At 45.6% G+C, this 19,180-nt stretch carries 17 protein-coding genes and 1 pseudogene; 12 read left to right on the top strand and 6 right to left on the bottom strand.

The window, feature by feature from the left end:
• The 9 genes and pseudogenes from QUA50_RS19760 to QUA50_RS19720 all read left to right on the top strand — a co-directional run.
• Window positions 1–1,145, top strand: a pseudogene (locus QUA50_RS19760) (ATP-binding cassette domain-containing protein); the annotation flags it as partial.
• Window positions 1,146–1,185: 40 nt separating this feature from the next.
• Complete coding sequence (locus QUA50_RS19755; RefSeq protein ID WP_333266064.1) at window positions 1,186–1,986, top strand: ABC transporter permease; 801 nt, start codon at window positions 1,186–1,188, stop codon at window positions 1,984–1,986.
• Between the two features lie 114 nt (window positions 1,987–2,100).
• Window positions 2,101–3,003: an Rpn family recombination-promoting nuclease/putative transposase gene (locus QUA50_RS19750; RefSeq protein WP_333266062.1), complete on the top strand. Its 903-nt coding sequence runs from the start codon at window positions 2,101–2,103 to the stop codon at window positions 3,001–3,003.
• A 44-nt stretch (window positions 3,004–3,047) separates the two neighbouring features.
• Window positions 3,048–4,964 (top strand): Gldg family protein, encoded by a 1,917-nt coding sequence (locus tag QUA50_RS19745; protein ID WP_333298840.1) that lies wholly within the window; start codon window positions 3,048–3,050, stop codon window positions 4,962–4,964.
• A 113-nt stretch (window positions 4,965–5,077) separates the two neighbouring features.
• The gene (locus QUA50_RS19740; protein ID WP_333266052.1) at window positions 5,078–5,716 is read left to right on the top strand and encodes a DUF4340 domain-containing protein; all 639 of its coding nucleotides are present in this window, start codon (window positions 5,078–5,080) and stop codon (window positions 5,714–5,716) included.
• Between the two features lie 256 nt (window positions 5,717–5,972).
• Entirely contained in the window at window positions 5,973–7,103 is a 1,131-nt protein-coding gene (locus tag QUA50_RS19735) for an ABC transporter ATP-binding protein (RefSeq protein WP_333266051.1), read from the top strand.
• 179 nt (window positions 7,104–7,282) lie between these two features.
• Window positions 7,283–8,413: a spermidine/putrescine ABC transporter substrate-binding protein gene (locus tag QUA50_RS19730; protein WP_333266049.1), complete on the top strand. Its 1,131-nt coding sequence runs from the start codon at window positions 7,283–7,285 to the stop codon at window positions 8,411–8,413.
• A gap of 371 nt (window positions 8,414–8,784) precedes the next feature.
• Window positions 8,785–9,696 carry an ABC transporter permease gene (locus QUA50_RS19725; protein WP_333266047.1) on the top strand — a complete coding sequence of 304 codons (912 nt, stop codon included), beginning with the start codon at window positions 8,785–8,787 and terminating at the stop codon, window positions 9,694–9,696.
• 112 nt (window positions 9,697–9,808) lie between these two features.
• Window positions 9,809–10,654 (top strand): ABC transporter permease, encoded by an 846-nt coding sequence (locus QUA50_RS19720; RefSeq protein ID WP_333266045.1) that lies wholly within the window; start codon window positions 9,809–9,811, stop codon window positions 10,652–10,654.
• 69 nt (window positions 10,655–10,723) lie between these two features.
• On the opposite strand, the gene QUA50_RS19715 is transcribed toward QUA50_RS19720, so the two are convergent.
• Window positions 10,724–11,539: a fatty acid desaturase gene (locus tag QUA50_RS19715; RefSeq protein ID WP_333266043.1), complete on the bottom strand. Its 816-nt coding sequence runs from the start codon at window positions 11,537–11,539 to the stop codon at window positions 10,724–10,726.
• A 359-nt stretch (window positions 11,540–11,898) separates the two neighbouring features.
• Complete coding sequence (locus tag QUA50_RS19710; protein WP_333266042.1) at window positions 11,899–12,711, bottom strand: acyl-CoA desaturase; 813 nt, start codon at window positions 12,709–12,711, stop codon at window positions 11,899–11,901.
• A gap of 80 nt (window positions 12,712–12,791) precedes the next feature.
• Here QUA50_RS19710 and QUA50_RS19705 point away from each other — a divergent pair, with 80 nt between their 5' ends.
• Window positions 12,792–14,024 carry a methionine gamma-lyase family protein gene (locus tag QUA50_RS19705; RefSeq protein ID WP_333266041.1) on the top strand — a complete coding sequence of 411 codons (1,233 nt, stop codon included), beginning with the start codon at window positions 12,792–12,794 and terminating at the stop codon, window positions 14,022–14,024.
• A 211-nt stretch (window positions 14,025–14,235) separates the two neighbouring features.
• On the opposite strand, the gene QUA50_RS19700 is transcribed toward QUA50_RS19705, so the two are convergent.
• Together QUA50_RS19700 and QUA50_RS19695 are read right to left on the bottom strand one after the other, a co-directional pair.
• Window positions 14,236–14,556 (bottom strand): DUF2834 domain-containing protein, encoded by a 321-nt coding sequence (locus tag QUA50_RS19700; protein WP_333266040.1) that lies wholly within the window; start codon window positions 14,554–14,556, stop codon window positions 14,236–14,238.
• Between the two features lie 46 nt (window positions 14,557–14,602).
• Entirely contained in the window at window positions 14,603–15,235 is a 633-nt protein-coding gene (locus QUA50_RS19695) for a Vat family streptogramin A O-acetyltransferase (protein ID WP_333266038.1), read from the bottom strand.
• Window positions 15,236–15,600: 365 nt separating this feature from the next.
• Here QUA50_RS19695 and QUA50_RS19690 point away from each other — a divergent pair, with 365 nt between their 5' ends.
• Window positions 15,601–16,062: a GNAT family N-acetyltransferase gene (locus QUA50_RS19690; protein ID WP_333266036.1), complete on the top strand. Its 462-nt coding sequence runs from the start codon at window positions 15,601–15,603 to the stop codon at window positions 16,060–16,062.
• A 49-nt stretch (window positions 16,063–16,111) separates the two neighbouring features.
• Window positions 16,112–16,483 carry a DUF2237 domain-containing protein gene (locus QUA50_RS19685; protein WP_333266034.1) on the top strand — a complete coding sequence of 124 codons (372 nt, stop codon included), beginning with the start codon at window positions 16,112–16,114 and terminating at the stop codon, window positions 16,481–16,483.
• 120 nt (window positions 16,484–16,603) lie between these two features.
• On the opposite strand, the gene QUA50_RS19680 is transcribed toward QUA50_RS19685, so the two are convergent.
• Window positions 16,604–17,422, bottom strand: a complete 819-nt coding sequence (locus QUA50_RS19680) for a leucine-rich repeat domain-containing protein (RefSeq protein ID WP_333266032.1) — start codon at window positions 17,420–17,422, stop codon at window positions 16,604–16,606.
• Between the two features lie 178 nt (window positions 17,423–17,600).
• Window positions 17,601–18,800: a Coenzyme F420 hydrogenase/dehydrogenase, beta subunit C-terminal domain gene (locus tag QUA50_RS19675; RefSeq protein WP_333266030.1), complete on the bottom strand. Its 1,200-nt coding sequence runs from the start codon at window positions 18,798–18,800 to the stop codon at window positions 17,601–17,603.
• Between the last annotated feature and the right edge of the window lie 380 nt (window positions 18,801–19,180).

The raw sequence follows: 19,180 nt of genomic DNA, 5'->3' as shown, positions 1-19,180 counted from the left end.
CTTCTCAACCAGAACCGGTTGTCGAAAATCTACTTATTGTTGAAAGGCAAGAGTCGATCGAGCATCCTCAACCAGAACCGATAGTCGAAAATCTGCAAGTTGTAGAAACCGTAGAGTCGAGCCAACCTTCTCAACCAGAATCCCAAGCAGTTGCAGAAACACCAGAGGAAATAAGCGATTTAGAACCAGAAATGCAACCAGTGGCAGATTTTCTGGAAATTGTAGAAAAACAAGAGTCGATCGAACTTTCTCAGCCAGAACCGATTGTCGAAAATCTACTCATTGTCGAAACAGTAGAGTCGATCGAACTTTCTCAGTCAGAATCAGAACCGATTGTAGATGCACCAAAGTCGATCGAACTTTCTCCGCCAGAATCAGAACCGATTGTAGATGCACCAAAGTCGATCGAACTTTCTCCACTAGAACCTGAACCGATTTTAGATGCACCAAAGTCGATCGAGCTTTCTCCACTAGAACCAGAACCGATTGTCGAAACAGTAGAGTCGATCGAGCTTTCTCCACTAGAACCAGAACCGATTGTAGATGCACCAAAGTCGATCGAACTTTCTCCACTAGAACCAGAACCGATTGTAGATGCACCAAAGTCGATCCAACTTTCTCAGTCAGAATCAGAACCGATTGTAGATGCACCAAAGTCGATCGAGCTTTCTCCACTAGAACCTGAACCGATTTTAGATGCACCAAAGTCGATCCAACTTTCTCCACTAGAACCTGAACCGATTGTAGATGCACCAAAGTCGATCCAACTTTCTCCACTAGAACCTGAACCGATTGTAGATGCACCAAAGTCGATCCAACTTTCTCCACTAGAACCTGAACCGATTTTAGATGCACCAAAGTCGATCGAACTTTCTCCACTAGAACCTGAACCGATTGTAGATGCACCAAAGTCGATCGAACTTTCTCCACTAGAACCTGAACCGATTGTAGATGCACCAGAGTCGAGCCAACCTTCTCAACCAGAATCCCAACCAGTTGTAAAAAATCGGCAAATTAAAAAAAAGCCACAACCGAGTAGCGATTCTCGGCCCGAACAGCCACCTGTTACCAAAAAGCGACAAATAGAAAGAAAGGAACAGGATAGCGACAGCAGTGAAACACCACCCGCAGGCGACTCAGAATGAACCAATTACCAATGCCCAATTACCCATTCCCAATTCCTAAATGTTAGTAATGATTAGTAATATTGTCGCAATTTACCGCAAAGAACTACAAAGCTATTTTGCCTCGCCATTAGCCTATGCCATCGCAGCAGTCTTTTGGCTAATCACCGGCTACTTTTTAATAGCCATCCTCCTCGCCCCCGACGGGTTAATTCCCCAAATCGGCCAGCGAGACCAAATGGGAATTACCGAACCTCCCATCGACGTTGCTTACGAATTCCTGCAACTCTTCCTGCGAATCATGGGTTCCCTTTCCTTGTTCGTACTGCCCGCACTCTCAATGGGACTTTACGCAGAAGAACGCAAACGCGGCACCTTAGAACTATTAGCAACATCGCCCTTAACAAACTGGGCAGTTGCTACCGGCAAACTCCTGGGAGTTTTAACGTTTTATACCACAATGTTGCTGCCGCTGCTGTTTTGCGAGGCGATCGTCCTCAGTTCCTCAACCCCACCCGTACCCCCCGGAGTTCTTCTGCTAGGACACGGCGGCTTAATCTTACTAGCAGCAGGAGTATTGTCCCTCGGAATGTTTATTTCCTCCCTCACCGACAGCACAATTTTATCAGCCATCCTCACCTTCACTCTAGTATTATTTCTCTGGGTGATCGATGCAGTCGCCGTCAGTATCGGTGGCCCCTTCGGAACAGCATTAGGACATTTGTCGCTCCTAACAAATTACACCAATCTTGTCAAGGGAGTTTTTGACAGCAGCAGTTTAATTATGTTTGCCAGTTACATCATTTTAGGAGTATTTCTGACCGCCCAATCCATCGATGCCTTGCGATATCAGCGTTCTTAAAAACATTAGGCAAGACAGAGACAGAGCAGGTTATTTGTGCATAAGTCAAGACAAGTAAAAAGCAAATTGCAGGTTATTTTTCCCTGTGAATCCTTCTACAAAACACCTCAAACAATGAGATTTATCAATCCAAAAATCGACTTCGCGTTTAAAAAAATATTCGGTTCCAGCGACAGCAAAGACATCCTGATTAATTTTTTAAACGCCATCCTTTATGAAGCACAGCCCGTCATCGAAGACTTAGAAATAATCGACTCCCAACCAGAACCTCAAACTCTCGCAACCCAAGACACACACCTAGATGTCAAAGCCACAATTAACGGCGGCAGAATCGCCCTTGTTGAAATTCAACTGATAAACGTGCCTTCCTTTGGGAACAGAGTTTTGTACAACGCTGCCAAAAGTTACAGCCAGCAATTAACAGGAAAAGAACGCTACGAAAGACTAAAAACAGTAATTTCCTTAAAAATTGCGGATTTTGAAATGTTTGAAAATCAGCCGGAATTTATGTCGCGGTTTGTTTTCCAAGAAAAAGAGCAACAGTTTGAGTGTCCAGATACTCAAATAGAATTAGTATTTATCGAACTGCCAAAATTTAGCAAGGAATTAGCAGAATTAGAAACAACCGCAGATCGATGGATTTACTTTCTAGAAAATACCAGCACTCTGGAGACAGTACCAGAAACACTCAGTGCAGTTCCCGAAATTCAGAAAGCTTTTAGAATTGCCAGCGAGGCAAACTTCACTCAGGAAGAATTAAATGAATTGCAGAAGCAAGAACTGTGGATTCAAGACCAGCAGATTGCCATAGATGTAGCAAGAGAACAGGTGACAAAAGCCGCTCAACTCTCGTTAATATTGCGTCAGCTAGTGAAGCGATTAGGCACAATACAACCGGAAACTGAAAACAGCATCCGTCAATTAGGTATACAGGAATTAGAAGAACTAGGAGATGCCGCGATCGATTTCAACAAGCCATCCGATTTAACAGCATGGTTGCAGGCTAATGCGATATAGAATAACATCCTTCAACCATAATTTTGTCACTCAATATTTACATTATGAAAATTAGGAAAACAAATTGGAAATACGTTTTTTTGCTGGGCCCCCTCCTCATCGCAGCGGGTGTAACAGCAGCAGTTGTATCTGGAGTATGGGACCCGCTGACAGTCGGTTTAGTTATTGCCGGAGCAGTGACGATCGCCCTTTGGCTGCTATATTTGAGTTACGAACAAAGCTTTTGGGGGCAGCGTTCCACCCAAGCCAGCACCAACGCCCTGATTGCTACCCTCGCCGTCTTTGTGATACTCGGAGTAATTAACTTCATAGCCGTTCGCTATCCCGTCCGCATCGACTTAACCGAAAGCCAACAATTTACCCTTGCGCCGCAGACTCAACAAATACTGCGAAACCTGCAACAAACAGTCAAAGTTTGGGTATTTGACCCCATCCAAAATCCCCAAATTAAAGAATTGCTGCAAAGCTACAAACGCGAGGGAGGCGAAAAGTTCCAATTCGAGTTTGTTGACCCGCAGACCCAACCTGGAAAAGCGCGGGAATTTAGTATTACTAGCATCGGAGAAGTTTACCTGCAATCCGGCGACAGAAAACAGGTACTGCAAAAAGGTGGCACCGCTTTTGGTAGCGACCCAAATCAAGGTCTTTCAGAGATAAAACTTACCAATGGCTTAGAAGAAATCCTGAGCACTCGCGTTGCTAGAGTTTACTTTTTGCAAGGCAAAGGAGCCCGCCCGCTACAGGAAGGTCAAGGCGGAATTCAGCAAGCTGAAAAAGCTTTGAAAGATAAATACTACAACGTCCAAACCCTGAATTTGACCGAACGCAAAGAAGTGCCAGAAGATGCAGATGCTTTAATCGTTCCCGGCCAGGACAAACCGTTTTCCGATACAGAAATTAAAGCACTAAGAGCTTATCTCGATCGCGGCGGCAGTTTATTGTTAATGGTAGACCCGGCAATTGATACGGGATTGGGCAAATTGCTGGAAGAATGGGGCGTAAAACTAGACGCCCGTTTGGCCATCGATGCTTCGGGCACTGGTCAAAGATTTGGCCTGGGCCCCACGGTTCCCACAGTCAGGCGTTACGGCGAACATCCGATTACTCAAAGTTTTGGTGCCGGCATTTCATTTTATCCGTTTGCGCGTGCTTTGGAAACCTCGCCAGTAGAAGGGATAGAGGCAAAACCGCTGATTTGGACGAGTCAGGAAAGTTGGGCGGAAAGCGATTTGACGACTAAGAAATTGGAGTTCGATCAGAAGACCGATCGACAAGGCCCGCTATTATTAGGTGTAGCTTTAGTTCGATCGTCCACTGACAGCACTCCCTTAAAGACCTCACCTTCACCAACACCAACTTCCCCCTCGCCTTCACCCCAAGCATCGCCGACAGATTCACCGTCGCCGACAGATTCACCGTCGCCGACAACTTCCCCGACAATTTCCCCATCGCCGACAACTTCCCCATCGCCGACAGATTCACCGTCGCCGACAGATTCACCGTCGCCGACAGATTCACCATCGCCGACAACTTCGCCAACAGCTTCTCCAATCAGCTATTCGGTGATTGTCTCGCAAGAAGCAACGCCTCCAGCATTACCGACGAATTCGCCAACACCCACAGCATCTCCCACAGCATCTCCCACAGCATCTCCCAGTCCAACCGCAACTCCTTCTGCGCCTTCAACTCCTAGAAAAACATCGCGAATGGTAGTAATTGGCACATCTCAATTTGTGACTAACGGTTGGTTTGACCAACAACTCAATAGCGACGTGTTTCTCAATTCAGTCAGTTGGTTGAGTAAACCAGACCAGCAAAGCTTTTCTATCAGTCCGAAAAAAGCTACCAACCGCCGCATTAACATGACTGCCCTCCAAGTAGGATTGCTGGTGTTAGCTTGGCTAATTTGGCCTTTACTCGGACTCTTAATTGGCGGCGCTATCTGGTGGAAGAGAAGATGATGAAGAGTCATTAGTCATTAGTCATTGGTTATTTACTAGAAATTAGCAATTAGCAATTAACAATGCCCTGCGCGGGCCAATGCCCAATTCCCTATGCCCAATTCCCAGTTATTATGAAATTGCAGAAAAATACATTAGTATTGATAGCCGTCGCGTTTAGCATGACTGGGTTGGTTGCTTTGTTCGAGATGCAAGTGTCTCCGAAACAGGAAGCCGCTAAGGAAGAAAAACAGAAAATTTTTGCTTTTAACTCCGATCGCGTACAATTCTTTACAGTCAAAACTCCCGAAAACATCTTGACATTTGAGCGAGTTTATGCTACAAAAGGAGGCAAGTCTAGCTGGGAAATGAAATTGCCAGTGCAAGCACACGCAAGTCAAGCATCGGTGGATTTTTTGCTAGACAGGCTGGCAACAGGAAAGAGCGATCGCACGATTAATATTACTGCTGCTCAACTGCCAGAATTCGGTCTCGACCAACCCCAAGCTACAGTCACAGTAAAACTGGACAACCAGGAAACTCACCGCCTAGTATTAGGCAAAACAGACTTTAGCGGCCGCTTCTTGTACGCTCAAGCCAATCCGCCGGAAGCGCCCCCTCAAAATTCCGCCCAAAATTTGCCCGTGCTGCTAGTGCCTTTTGACTTTAAAAATGCCGTCCAGCGACCTTTGTCAGAGTGGAAAAAAGCAGAAGCACCCAAAACAGAGAAACCGCAAAAACCATCTCCCACGCCAAGTCCTGAGAATAAATAGATGCCCAGTCGCTCCTCGATGTTGCACCATTCTCAATAAGGCTTTTATGAACAGGCTTTTCGGCCTGTGAAGCGAGAAAATTCACTCTTTGTGGAACAGGCATCTTGCCTGTTGCGGACAATGGTGCACTCTGGGATAGAATTTAAAGAACAAATCCCAAAACCTGTTACATCCAACATTCCTCACCTAAAATACAAAAAAGTCTAAACTTAAACTGTATTTAAGTGGCGTGCATTACCCCCAGGAAAGGGCGAATATGTTTCAGACAGCACTCAACCAAGGTACGACAGCAGCGGATACAGCGTTTGACGTTGAACTCCGCAAGGTATTTAAGGTATTTAACGGCGAAACCGCAGTCCGCGGAGTAGACCTCAACATCCGCCAAGGAGAATTTTTTAGCATCCTCGGGCCTAGCGGCTGCGGCAAGACTACGACGCTGCGCTTAATCGCTGGGTTCGAGACTCCCTCGGCTGGCGAATTAATGATTCGCGGCCAGTCGATGACCAACACTCCAGCTTACCGCCGTCCGGTAAATACTGTGTTTCAAAGCTATGCTTTGTTCGGACACATGAATGTCTGGGACAATATCGCTTTTGGATTGCGGATCAAAAAGCTGGGGAAAGCAGAAATTGAAGAACGGGTACGGGAAGTTTTGCAATTGGTGAAAATGGAATCTTTCGCCAACAGGTTTCCCGGTCAAATGTCGGGCGGCCAGCAGCAGCGGGTGGCTTTGGCGAGAGCTCTGGTAAATCGACCGGCGGTTTTGCTGCTGGACGAACCTCTGGGTGCTCTGGATTTGAAGTTGCGGAAGCAGATGCAGTTGGAACTGTCGAATTTGCATCAAGAATTGGGTTTGACTTTTGTGATGGTGACTCACGACCAAGAAGAGGCGATGAGTCTGTCTGACCGGATTGCGGTGATGCACGAGGGCAGGATTGAGCAAATTGGCTCTCCTGAAGAAATTTATGAGTGTCCGCAGACGGCTTTTGTGGCGGATTTTATTGGGGATACGAATTTGTTTGCGGGTACGGTAGAATCGATCGACCGATCGACTATCACAGTTCGCACATCAGCCAATCTGAAAATAATCGTTCAGCAGTCGGATATGTGGAATGGTGTCACAGGCGACTCGGTTGTGGTCAGCGTTCGACCGGAAAAAGTATATTTGAATCTCTACCAGCCGGAAGTGTCGGTCAACTGTTTTGAAGGGCGGCTCAAAAATACTATGTACATGGGCACGCACGTTCATTACGTCGTTGAGTTGGCTTCGGGCGATAAAATTACGGTGCGCCAGCCAAATACAGGCGGCTCTTTCCCAGATCCGCACACGCCGATTTATGCTTATTGGGGAACTACTGATTGTCTCGCTTTGAGCGATCGGAATTAGTCAGTTGGCAGTTGGTAGTTGATATTAGTCATCAGTCATCAGTCATTGATTATTTGTTGGTGGTTGGTTCTCCTAACAAATAACATAGGACAATTCCCAATTCTTAATTACCAATTCCCCAATCTTCAATCTTCAATCTCCAAATCTAAAATCTAAAATCTAAAATCTAAAATCGAACTGTGCCTCCGACTAACTTACCAATTTCCAGGATTTTTCCGGCTAATTCTACACGCCGTCAGTTCCTAAAAAATTCGGCGGCGACAATTTCAGGGTTAGCTGTTTCGAGTTGCGGCTGGCGACTTGCAGACGTACAATCTGCTCCTCCCGTCAAAGGTTCTGCCGACCAACTTTTCATCTATACTTGGGCAGGCTATACCGATAACGCTTTGCTCGATCGCTTTGCCGAAAAAACAGGCATTCGCGTGGTTGCAGACGTATTTGACTCCAATGAGGCGATGCTGGCGAGAGTTCAAGCCGGTGGCGCCCGCGCCTACAGCGTCATTTACCCGTCTGACTACATGGTGATTCAGATGACGGAACTGGGGCTGTTGAGCCAATTAGACCACTCGATTTTGGGCGGACTCGATCGGCTAAAAAAACAGTTCCAAAACCCCGTCTATGACCCAGGAAACCGCTACAGCGTCCCTGTGAGTTGGGGAACCACAGGCTTAATTTACAACAGCGAACAGCTCAAAGAAGCTCCTGAAGATTGGGACTATTTGTGGCAGCACAAACAGGAGTTAGCAAGGCGAATGACGCTGGCAAATGATGTTCGAGAAGTTATGGGTGCTGCGTTGCGGATGTTGGGCTATTCTCTCAATTCTACGAACCCGGAGCAAGTGAAACAAGCTTATGAAAAGTTGGTTGAACTCAAACCGGCGATCGCATCTTTTACCACTGATGCTTGGCGGCCACAAATGCTGACGGGGGATTTGAAGGTAGCTATGTGTTATTCTTCTGATGCTAATGAGGTAATTCCAGATAATGACAAATTGCGCTATGTTGTGCCAAAAAGCGGTTCTTCTCTGTGGACTGACACTTTAGTAATTCCTAAAGGTGCTCCCAATCCAGAAGCAGCTTATAAGTGGATTAACTTTATGCTGCAAGCGGATGTCGCTGCTTCTTTAGTAGAACGGCTCAGTTTCTCAACTCCTTCTGAAGATGCTTTTAGTTTGCTGACGCCGGAAGTACGCGAAAATGAAATTCTTTTCCCTTCGGAGGCAACTTTGAAAAATTGCGAAGGTGTTGCTCCGGTAGGAAAATTTATAGACGTGTACGATCGCTATTGGACTCAATTAACCAGCGGCTAATCTTATTTTGGGCATAAATTTCATGTAGATTTCGATTTACCGTGGAGTGGAGGGCGGGTTTAGGAGATTATTTATTTTAAGGGTAGATTGTTGTTGGTGACACCCGCCCCTTGTATCTGGTATGGTGCGTCGCTGCCAGATTTTAGATTTGATTTGCAGATTGTAGGATGGCGACGCACCTTACGACATCTGGTATGGTGCGTCGCTGCCAGATTTTAGATTTGATTTGCAGATTGTAGGATGGCGACGCACCTTACGACATCTGGTATGGTGCGTCGCTGCCAGATTTTAGATTTGATTTGCAGATTGTAAAATGGCGACGCACCCTACGGTATTTACAAATCAAAACTCAAAACTCCAAACTATTATTTATGGCTGTTTCAACTAGAACTCCCCCTCCTATTCCTCCCAATTCTTCTTTGAAGGCTGAAACTGTTTCCCCGTGGGCGGCGTGGGCTGGGCCACTGGCATTGCTGGGCCCTTCGGGCCTGTTGCTGCTTTTATTATTAGTCATACCAACTTTGGTGATTTTTCAGCTTAGTTTGGTGCCGAATATTAAGCCGGGAGACTTGGTGAATCCTTCGGGAATTGGTAATTACCTGCGAGTGTTTGAGCCGCTGAATTTGCAGGTGATGGGTCGATCGCTCTTTTTCGCAACGGGGACTACTATTCTGTGTTTGCTGCTGGGATTTCCCGTCGCTTACTGGATCGCCCTCAATGTCTCGAAAAAGTGGCGGAATTTAACTTTGTTAGGCTTTGTGTTGCCGCTGTGGACTTCTTCGCTGTTGCGATCGTATGCTTGGATTACAATTCTGCGTCCTACGGGGGTTCTCAACTCGCTGCTGGCACTTCTAGGCATTCCTCCTCTGGAATTGCTCAATCAAAGTTCCGCAGTTCTAATCGGCATGGCTTACAGTTATTTGCCTTATATCGTGACAATTCTCTACGCATCTTTGGAAAAGTTAGACCGCAGGTTGCTAGAAGCATCTCAGGATTTGGGCGCCAATCCAGTGGAAACTTTCTGGAAAGTGACAGTACCTCAGACGATGCCCGGAATTGCTGCGGGTTCTTTGCTAGTATTTATTAGCTGTTTGGGCGATTTTGTCGATCCGGAGTTGCTCGGTGGAGCTTCGAGCATGACGGCGGCTCGTTTGATTTACAATCAGTTTTTGGGGGCGACTCAAAATTGGGGGCTGGGTTCGGCTCTGAGTATGGTATTGATTTTTGCAGTAAGTATCGGAATTGCCCTTTTGCTCAAATATGGCGATCGTAATGCCATTTAAAGAAGTCATTAGTCATGAGTCATTAGTCATTAGTTACTCCTTATTCGTAGCTACTCACAAATAACAACTGACAACAACCAATTACCAATTATCAATTACCGATTACCGAGACATGGAAAATACCGCCGAAAATCCACAGGAGGAAATACAAGCCGATATGTACTTAAAACCTAAATTTAAGATTTCTTGGCAGGTGATATTTGCCGCTGTGATGTTTTTTTATATGTACCTGCCCATCCTGGTACTCACCTTTTACAGCTTTAACAAATCGCGTTTTAGTGCCGGGTGGGAAGGATTTACCTTAGATTGGTACGTTAAATTATTTAGCGATACGCGGATTTTAATTGCCCTGAGAAACAGTTTAACAGTGGCTGTTTGTGCAGTGGCAATCTCTGCGGTACTCGGCACTTTGATGGCCGTTGGTTTAGCCCGCTACCGCTTTCCTGGCAAGAGTTTATATCAGGGAGTCTCCTACTTGCCGATTATTATTCCAGATATTGCTACCGCAGTTGCTACTCTGGTATTTTTAGCGGCGCTAGCTATTCCTCTGAGTTTGTGGACGATTGTCGCCGCTCACGTTGTGTTTTGTCTGGCTTACATCGCCCTAGCTGTTTCTACTAGATTGGCCGATTTAAACCCGTATTTAGAAGAGGCTGCCTTGGATTTGGGTGCAACGCCGGTTGAAGCTTTTATTCAGGTTTTGCTCCCTCAATTAATACCCGGAATTGTTTCAGGTTGTCTCTTGTCTTTTGTCCTCAGCATGGACGATTTTTTGATTGCGAGTTTTACTGCAGGTAGCGGGACTACAACTCTGCCGATGGAAATTTTTAGCCGAATTCGGACAGGAGTAAAACCGGATATTAATGCTTTGAGCGTGCTGTTGATAGTAGGTTCGGGAGGATTGGCGTTTTTAGCGGAATATTTGCGCGGCCGGGGCGAGCAAAAACGGACTCATTAGGCAGTTGGCAGTTGGCAGTTGGTTATTTGTGAGTTGTTACCAATGCCCAATGCCCCATGCCCCATACTGCTACTTGGCTGGTAATTTCACCTTAGTAGCCAAACCTAGTGCTTCCAAAACTTGAATTGTCATCCAAGTGAAGTCAATTTCCCACCATTCCATCCCGTGACGCGCAGAGTATTGAAAAGCATGGTGGTTGTTGTGCCAGCCTTCGCCGTATGTCAGGACAGCCACCCACCAACAGTTAGTAGAACTATCCTTGGTTTCGTAGGTGCGGTAGCCAAATTTGTGAGTGGCGCTGTTAACAAACCAGGTGCAGTGATACACCAAAACTAAGCGTACAAAAATTACCCACACTACAAACGGCCAGCCTGCTGCTAAGTAAAGCAAGACGCCAAAGACGATTTGCATCGGGAGAAAGTAATTTTGCAAAAATTGGTAAAATGGATCGCTCGAAATGTCTTTTGTACAGCGGGCAATTTCAGCGTGAGCTGGACCTTTATATAGCATCCAGCCGAGGTGACTCCACCAAAAACCTTTTTGGGCATTGTGAGGGTCGATCGCATTTTGGTCAGAGTGGGTGTGGTGCAATCGGTGCAGTCCAACCCAATCAATGATTCCTCCTTGACAGGCAAGGGCTCCGCAAAATGCTAGAAAGTATTCTACGAATTTTGGTGTCTGAAAACTGCGGTGGGTGAGCAGACGATGCCATCCGAGAGTTATTCCCAAACCGCCGGTTATCCAGTGCATGAATACTGTTAAACCAACTGCTGTCCAATTGAAGTTACTTGGTAGCAGGGCGAACAAAGCGCCGATATGAAGTCCTGCTAAACTAATAACGTGCTTCCAATTGTATTGGAGTTTTTCTTGCGTTGCTATTGTCATTCTTTTTTTGATTTCTGATGAGATGCCGACCGGGATTCACACATAATAGTTTGGATTGAGCCGTGAACTTTTTTGCTGCACTCTTGCCCAAACTAATAAAGAATCAATGATAGATTTGGGATGAGAATTGAAAAAAATTTACGGTAGTATTCTGAAAATTAAAAATTTGGCTGCCAAACAAAATTTTTTCTTCCCTATTATATTATAACTGATTCTGGTTTTGGTTGGGTCGATCGCACCAGAGGATGCGAGGTTACTTCAACCCAACCTGTATCCGATCGCAAAAACAGGATTAGGCATTGGTCACGAGGCATTAGTCCAGAACTGATGACCGACAACCAATGACTAATTGCCGATCGCTATTTTTCTGCTAATTTCACTTTGGTTGCCAAACCCAGCCATTGCAGCAGTTGAATTGTCATCCAGGTGAAGTCGATTTCCCACCATTGGAGACCGTGGCGAGCCGAGTATTGAAAGGCGTGGTGGTTGTTGTGCCAGCCTTCGCCGTAGGTAAGGAGGGCAACCCACCAGCAGTTGGTCGAGCGATCGCCCGACTCGTAGGTGCGGTAGCCGAATTTGTGGGTAGCGCTGTTCACCAGCCAAGTGCAGTGGAACACCACCACGATCCGCATAAACACGCCCCAAACCACGAAAGACCAGCCGCCTAATAAATAAAGCAACACACCGAAGACGACTTGGATGGGGATAAAATATGCTTGGAGAAACTTGTATACTGGGTCGTCGCCGATGTCTTTAGTAAAGCGGGGGATTTCAACTCTGATCGGGAGATCCGAGAGCATCCAACCCATGTGGCTCCACCAAAAGCCTTGATTGGAATCGTGGGGATCTGTTTCGGTGTCGGAATGTATGTGGTGTAACCGGTGCATTCCTACCCAGTCGATCGGGCCACCTTCACAGGAAAGGGTACCGCAAATAACTAGAAAATACTCTAGCCATTTCGGTGTTTGAAAACTGCGGTGGGTGACGAGGCGGTGATATCCGAGAGTAATTCCTAAACCACCTGTTACCCAATGCAGGAAGACTGCTAGCCCGACCGCAGACCAGCTAAAATTACCCGGCAGCAAAGCAAATAAAGCACCGATGTGCAGAAAGGCCATAAAGCCTATGACAGGCCAATCAGGAGAAGTTTTTTTGGAAGTTGCAATCGTCATGAATATATTATGTTTACAAACTAGGGGCCGCATCTACGCCATAATGAACAGCGCGCACGCAAAGGGTGAGCGAGGTATAGATGAATAGCGTTTCACGGCTACAGGAAGCAGAACAGGGACTCTTTCAGATTTTTTCTGGTATTGACACTACAGTCAAGCAAAATCTTCAACGAGTCTTAAAAGCTTTTCGCAGCCACCGGGTTGGAGTCCACCATTTTGCAGGGGTTACGGGTTACGGCCACGATGATTTGGGTCGGGAGACTTTGGACGGGGTGTTTGCCGAAGTGGTAGGGGCCCAGGCCGCGGCTGTCCGGGTACAGTTTGTTTCGGGTACTCACGCGATCGCCTGTGCTCTTTTTGGCATCCTGCGTCCTGGTGACGAAATGTTGGCAGTGGCTGGTTCTCCCTACGATACTTTAGAAGAAGTGATCGGCTTGCGGGGGCAAGGTCAAGGTTCACTGCTTGAGTTTGGCATTAGTTACCGTGAGTTGCCTCTAACTCGCGAAGGAAGTTTGGATTGGCAGGCATTGAGCTCTACTATTTCAGCAAAGACTCGCCTGGTTTTTATCCAGCGCTCTTGCGGCTATTCTTGGCGGTCGAGTTTGTCTATTTCTGAGATTGAAAAAATCGTCGCCATAGTCAAACATCAGAATCCTAACACAATTTGCTTTGTTGATAATTGTTACGGGGAGTTTGTTGATGATTGCGAACCTACTGCTGTGGGTGCGGATCTGATGGCTGGTTCTTTGATCAAAAATCCGGGGGGTACGATCGTCCCTGCTGGAGGTTACGTCGCCGGCCGGGCGGATTTGGTAGAAGCGGCAACTTGTCGCTTGACGGCGCCGGGAATTGGCAGCAGCGGCGGCGCAACTTTTGATTTGAATCGGTTGCTGTTTCAGGGTTTGTTTATGGCTCCCGGTTGTGTGGGCGAGGCGATGAAGGGAAATCATTTGACGGCTTATGTTTTTTATAAGTTGGGTTATCGAGTGAATCCTATGCCTTTGGCTAGAAGACGAGATGTGATTCAGGCGATCGAATTCGGTTCTGCTGATAAGTTAATTGCTTTTTGTCGCGCGGTTCAGCAAAATTCCCCCGTCGGTTCCTATTTAGATCCGGTGCCGGCTCCGATGCACGGGTATGAAAGTCAGTTAGTGATGGCTGGGGGTACTTTTATTGATGGGAGTACGTCGGAGTTTTCGGCTGACGGGCCTCTGCGTCCGCCTTACGTGGCTTTTTGTCAGGGGGGGACTCATTGGACTCATGTATCGATCGCCCTGGAGGATGCGATCGAGGCTGTGGGCCCGGCTAAGTAAGTTGTAGGGGCGGTGCCTCTTAGGAGGATAGGGGGGGTTGATTAACGGTTTCCTGTCCCCCCCCTGAGTTTTGAATTAAAGAGTAGATTTTTTGCCAGAAGCTAAGTTTGTGATTTTTAACCGCAGATGCACGCAGATTGACGGTGATGTTGGGTTTTCAGATTGTGTAGGTTGGGGTTAGCGAAAGCAAAACCCAACAACTACAAAACTCTCAAGATGTTTCTTCAAGTTTGCGCTGCCGCATTAAGAGAAATAAAGGCAAACCCAGGGAAACACCCACCAGTAAGTTACTGGCAATATAAATCCACAAGTTTTTCATTTTTAGACGCGAACCTTCGCTAAATACAAAAGTCCCAAAAACCAGGGATGACACTATTACATCCATGCCAAAAAAACCGGAAATTTGATTGGCAAACAACTCACTGAAGAAAGCGTTAATATTCAACCCTTCTTCTAAAAGAAACGGGACAAACTGGGAGTAGGGCAAAGCAGTGCCTAGAATACAGAAAATTAAGTAGGCAATTTTTAACATTTTCCAATCTCCACTTGGTTAATTAAAAACCGTTGTATTTGAGAGTTTACTCAGCATTGCTAAGTGCTTGAATATCGCTTTGCATAATTATACTGACATTGCGCGAAATCTTGTCTATTTCCCAATCCCACCACCTAATTTCTAATAGTTGTGCAACTTCACCATCGCTAAAACGCTGTTTGATTGGATGTGCGGGGTTTCCACCGACAATGGTGTAAGGGGGAATGTCTCTTACTACAACGGATTTGGCGGCTATGACTGCACCGTCGCCGATTTTGACTCCGGGCATAATCAGTGATTCATAGCCGATCCAAACATCATTGCCAATGAAGGTATCGCCTTTACTTGGCAGTTCCATTACTAAATTCATGGCTGTTTCCCAACCATTTCCAAAAACAGGAAAAGGATAAGTTGAAATTCCGTCTAGTTTGTGATTTGCACCGTTCATAATGAATTTGACGTTGGTGGCGACCGCACAAAATTTGCCAATTATTAATCGGTCGTTTCCGTAGTTATAAAGTACATTTTTTTCAAAGTTTTCTGGTTCTATTGGATCGTCGTAATATGAGTAATCGCCGACGATAATGTTGGGGGATTTAATAAAGTTTTTGATGAAGCATACGCGCCGCTGATCGGCCATAGGATAAGGTCGGTTTGGATCGGGCCCAATTTCTATCATAAGTTTTAAGCCTTATTCGTTAAGCTGCTGGATTAATGTAGTGTTAATTCGAGTGAGGTTTGCTTCTAAGGAATGAGAATTAAATAACTTCCACTCTTGAAAGTGGGATGGGCGTCCCGCCCGTCCACTCATGACGGGCTATAAGAGCCCATCCCACAATAACAATTAAAATTGTAAGTTATTTAATTCGCAGTCCTAATTCTGTAACATAGAGTAATAGAGTTTGTCAAGGCGTGGTAGAGAAAATTTGGTCGATCGCCCTCCAAGAAATGAGACACAATGGTAAAAGCCAACATCCATCCGCGTTCCGAAGCGGTTAAAAATCCCAAATTAATATTAAAGAAGCGATCGCAGTGAGATAATTTATGAGAGTACGAACCTACGAAACCGGTGATACCCAACAAATTGTAAAACTTTTTTACGACACCGTACACGAAGTAAACATCCGCGATTACACACAAGCACAAGTAGATGCTTGGGCGCCAGCAGATATGGATATCGAAAGTTGGACTAAAAGTTTAAGCAGTAAATTTACTTTCGTAGCAGAAGAGGGTGAGAAAATTGCAGGTTTTGGGGAATTAGAAGCAAGCGGCCATATCGATCGCTTTTACTGTCATCAACATTTTCAAAGGCAAGGAGTCGGCAGGCTAATTTTAAAACAAATTGAGTCAAAAGCCCAAGAATTAGGAATTAACAAGTTATTTACCGAAGCCAGCATTACAGCGCGACCTTTTTTTGAAAGCCAGGGATTTATGGTGATTATAAAACAAGAAGTAGAACGGAGAGGACAAAAATTCATCAACTTTGCGATGGAAAAAAATATATAAACAACGAGTTGTGTAAAATTAGATCGAAGAGTTTTACTCAGGAGTTGCGATGGTGACGGAAGCTACAAATGTACTGGGCGGAAAGTTAGAGACTTGCTGCACTTCGCCAATGACAGGATATTATCGGGACGGCAAATGCAATACAGGTGGTGGCGACTTTGGGGTTCACACTGTTTGTGCTCAACTGACAGAAGAGTTTTTGCAATTCACTAAGTCGAATGGAAATGATTTGAGCACTCCGGTTCCCGAATTTAATTTCCCCGGTTTGAAGCCTGGGGATTGCTGGTGTTTGTGCGCTTCTCGCTGGAAGGAAGCAATGGATGCTGGATGTGCGCCGCCTGTGGTTTTGGCTGCGACTCACGCCCTGACTTTGGAATACGTTTCTTTGGATGAATTGAAGCAGCACGCTGCTGATTTGTAGGAGGATGTTGGTGTGCGATCGCTTTTAGTCAATAAGGGCGATCGGGTTTTTCTGATAAATAGCAAATTTATCCTTCGTAACTGAAATATTGTAAGTGCGATCGCTCGTCACTGTAAAGTTTTATGGTTGAGCTTGTGCTTCCCACTTACAGATAGACTCTGGTTTGAGAGGGCAAGTTTTGGGGGCGATCGGATTTCCGCTGAGTTGTAACCAAGTCAGGTTAGTTAAGGATTGCAATGGTTGGATGTCATTGATTTGATTGTTTTCGAGATCGATCGCAGCCAGTTTAGTCAAAGATAGCAATGGTTTGATGTCGCTGATTTTATTATTGTTGAGGTCTAACCAAGTCAGGTTAGTCAAGGATGCTAGCGGTTTGATGTCAATAATTTGATTGTTGCTGATGTCTAACCAAGTCAGGTTAGTCCAAGATGCCAGCGGTTTGATGTCGCTGATTTGATTGTTGTTGAGTTGGAGAGTAGTTAGGTTAGTCAAGGATGCTAGCGGTTTGATATCGCTAATTTGATTGTTGCCGACGGAGAGTGTAATCAGGTTAGGTAAAGATGCTAGCGGTTTGATATCACTGATTTGATTGTTACTAATGTGGAGTGTAATCAAGTTATTCAAAGATTCTAAAGGTTTGATGTCGCTGATTTGATTACCCCAGAGGAAGAGTGCGGTGAGACTCGAAAGTTTCTGATTAGCCGCATCGCACTCAGTAGTTCCTGCTTCCTTCAACAGCACATCAACAGTATGTTTAGCTTCTGGAGTCAAAGAATCTTTTTCGCGACACCATTCAGCAAATGTTCGTCTAGTGTTTCCCGATCGCACTTCTGCTGCTTTCGCCGACCCTCCATTTCCAGATAATGCTAGAAGCACACAACCAGTAAGTGCGATCGCCCTTGGTAAATTGATATATTTCTGTGCAGCTATAAGTGCCATAATCTTATATATCTAATTGAAAGTTAAAGCCATCTTGCACAAACACCACCAATAATTGATTCAGTCCTTTTCAAAGGACTTAAGCTTTGAGGCAGGGGTTTAAACCCCTGCCGGACTGAATGACAGAGGGCAATATAATATCCCTGCAAAACATCTATTAAAAACTCCCTGAATCACCTCACTCAGGCAACTTATACTGTCCCACAATCCGCTTAGCATATTCCGGCACATGAGCTTCCAATTTCTCCGGGTAATTCCGCTTCACGTACAGATAATTTCGAGTGAAATGAGAATCAATCGAAAACCGAGCATATTCCAAACCCTTCGGCCCAATTCTCTCAATAAACACGCCCATTAACTTCGCCGCCCACATCGGCAAAGTCACTCCTTTTTCATAAGCCGGAATGCTTTGCTGAACCGCTTCTTTTCGGTTTCCCTTAGACATCACCGGCTGAGTGTTTAGCTGATCCGTTACCAAATCTAACATCTCTTGCCCGGTGTCATTTCGCACCACAATCCACTGCCAGCCAAAAGGTGCGCCCATGTAGCCCACAACTAAATCTGCTAAAGAATTCACATAATCAAAACAGCTCAAACAAGAAGGAGCAAAAACATCCTTCAATTCCTTAGTATTCAGCCCGAAAAACGGCACTTTTTCTTCCGAACCATCTTCGTGTTTGAAGTGAACGTTAAAGTCTTGCATAAACTCATAAGATACAACTGTTTCGGGAGAACGGCTAGTTGTATCTAGGAATTTCTGCAAGCCTGCGCGGCTGACATTATCCACGCAGGGAGTTCCCAAAACGTAGAGCTTTTCTAAACCGAGTTTTTTCTCGACTGTTCGCAAGGCTTGAATTTGACAGCCGACGCCAATTACTAACAGCCGCTTCATCCCAGATTTTTCTATTTGTTCCAATACTGAAAGGTTGGGAGATAAAGTGGGCTTGTTGACTTTTGCTGCCAGAATTTCTGCGCGATTTCTAGCAATTATCGGCATCGGTTGAAAGCGGTCTTCTTTGGTATTTTGGACGCAAACAACGCCTTCTACAATTCCTTTTTCGAGCATCTCAATGGCGATTGTGCTGACGATCCCCGTCCATTGAGCGCCCTCAATTGGTTCTTTTTTGCGAGCCGCCATCATGTTTTGACTGACTCCGAAATACCAATCGTCGGCATTATCGAGATTGCGCGATCGCCCGTGAATCTCTGCTTCTAATTCTGCAATATGCTGTGTTAAGAAAGCACAAGATTCCTTGACATAATGGATGTAATATGTATCGCACAAACCGCACTCGCTGCACAGTTCTTTAGCGGGGCGGCGGCTACCCGGTTTGAGGGCTTTGGATTTTTGGTGCTTAGTAGAATCTGTTGCGGTCATCTAAATTACTTATTTTATGCAGATATGGCTTTTGTTAGGATATCACAGCAATTTCCCTTGATTTACCTCCTTTATTCTTTCTTTCAGTCCCAGCAGGCGGACGCAAGCTTGTGCGGGAGCACATTCGGTTCGCCCGAAATTGGCGGTTTTCAAAGCTTAAAAAATATTAGTCAGGACTTACCTAAGTTGCGCTAGAAACCTGGTTTCTTGCTGAATACCTCACTGTTAAACCTAAGATTTATGGTAAAAACCGGGTTTCATTGTGTAGTTTTGGTAAAAAAATTCGGTTTCAGAGGATTGCCGTGCGCCCAGGAATGTTTGTCTAAGTCCTATTAGTATAGATCCGGATCTAACGGGCGATCGCGCGAATACATTGCCAA

The organism is Microcoleus sp. M2_D5 (assembly GCF_036701935.1).
Lineage (GTDB): Bacteria > Cyanobacteriota > Cyanobacteriia > Cyanobacteriales > Microcoleaceae > Microcoleus.
Note: the sequence above shows the minus strand (reverse complement) of the source record. Positions and strands in the feature narration are given on the sequence as shown.

Coding starts and splice junctions, on each gene's coding strand:
- QUA50_RS19755 (WP_333266064.1), top strand. CDS start 1,186: ATGTTAGTAATGATTAGTAATATTGTCGCAATTTACCGCAAAGAACTA.
- QUA50_RS19750 (WP_333266062.1), top strand. CDS start 2,101: ATGAGATTTATCAATCCAAAAATCGACTTCGCGTTTAAAAAAATATTC.
- QUA50_RS19745 (WP_333298840.1), top strand. CDS start 3,048: ATGAAAATTAGGAAAACAAATTGGAAATACGTTTTTTTGCTGGGCCCC.
- QUA50_RS19740 (WP_333266052.1), top strand. CDS start 5,078: ATGAAATTGCAGAAAAATACATTAGTATTGATAGCCGTCGCGTTTAGC.
- QUA50_RS19735 (WP_333266051.1), top strand. CDS start 5,973: ATGTTTCAGACAGCACTCAACCAAGGTACGACAGCAGCGGATACAGCG.
- QUA50_RS19725 (WP_333266047.1), top strand. CDS start 8,785: ATGGCTGTTTCAACTAGAACTCCCCCTCCTATTCCTCCCAATTCTTCT.
- QUA50_RS19720 (WP_333266045.1), top strand. CDS start 9,809: ATGGAAAATACCGCCGAAAATCCACAGGAGGAAATACAAGCCGATATG.
- QUA50_RS19715 (WP_333266043.1), bottom strand. CDS start 11,539: ATGACAATAGCAACGCAAGAAAAACTCCAATACAATTGGAAGCACGTT.
- QUA50_RS19710 (WP_333266042.1), bottom strand. CDS start 12,711: ATGACGATTGCAACTTCCAAAAAAACTTCTCCTGATTGGCCTGTCATA.
- QUA50_RS19705 (WP_333266041.1), top strand. CDS start 12,792: ATGAATAGCGTTTCACGGCTACAGGAAGCAGAACAGGGACTCTTTCAG.
- QUA50_RS19700 (WP_333266040.1), bottom strand. CDS start 14,556: ATGTTAAAAATTGCCTACTTAATTTTCTGTATTCTAGGCACTGCTTTG.
- QUA50_RS19695 (WP_333266038.1), bottom strand. CDS start 15,235: ATGATAGAAATTGGGCCCGATCCAAACCGACCTTATCCTATGGCCGAT.
- QUA50_RS19690 (WP_333266036.1), top strand. CDS start 15,601: ATGAGAGTACGAACCTACGAAACCGGTGATACCCAACAAATTGTAAAA.
- QUA50_RS19685 (WP_333266034.1), top strand. CDS start 16,112: ATGGTGACGGAAGCTACAAATGTACTGGGCGGAAAGTTAGAGACTTGC.
- QUA50_RS19680 (WP_333266032.1), bottom strand. CDS start 17,422: ATGGCACTTATAGCTGCACAGAAATATATCAATTTACCAAGGGCGATC.
- QUA50_RS19675 (WP_333266030.1), bottom strand. CDS start 18,800: ATGACCGCAACAGATTCTACTAAGCACCAAAAATCCAAAGCCCTCAAA.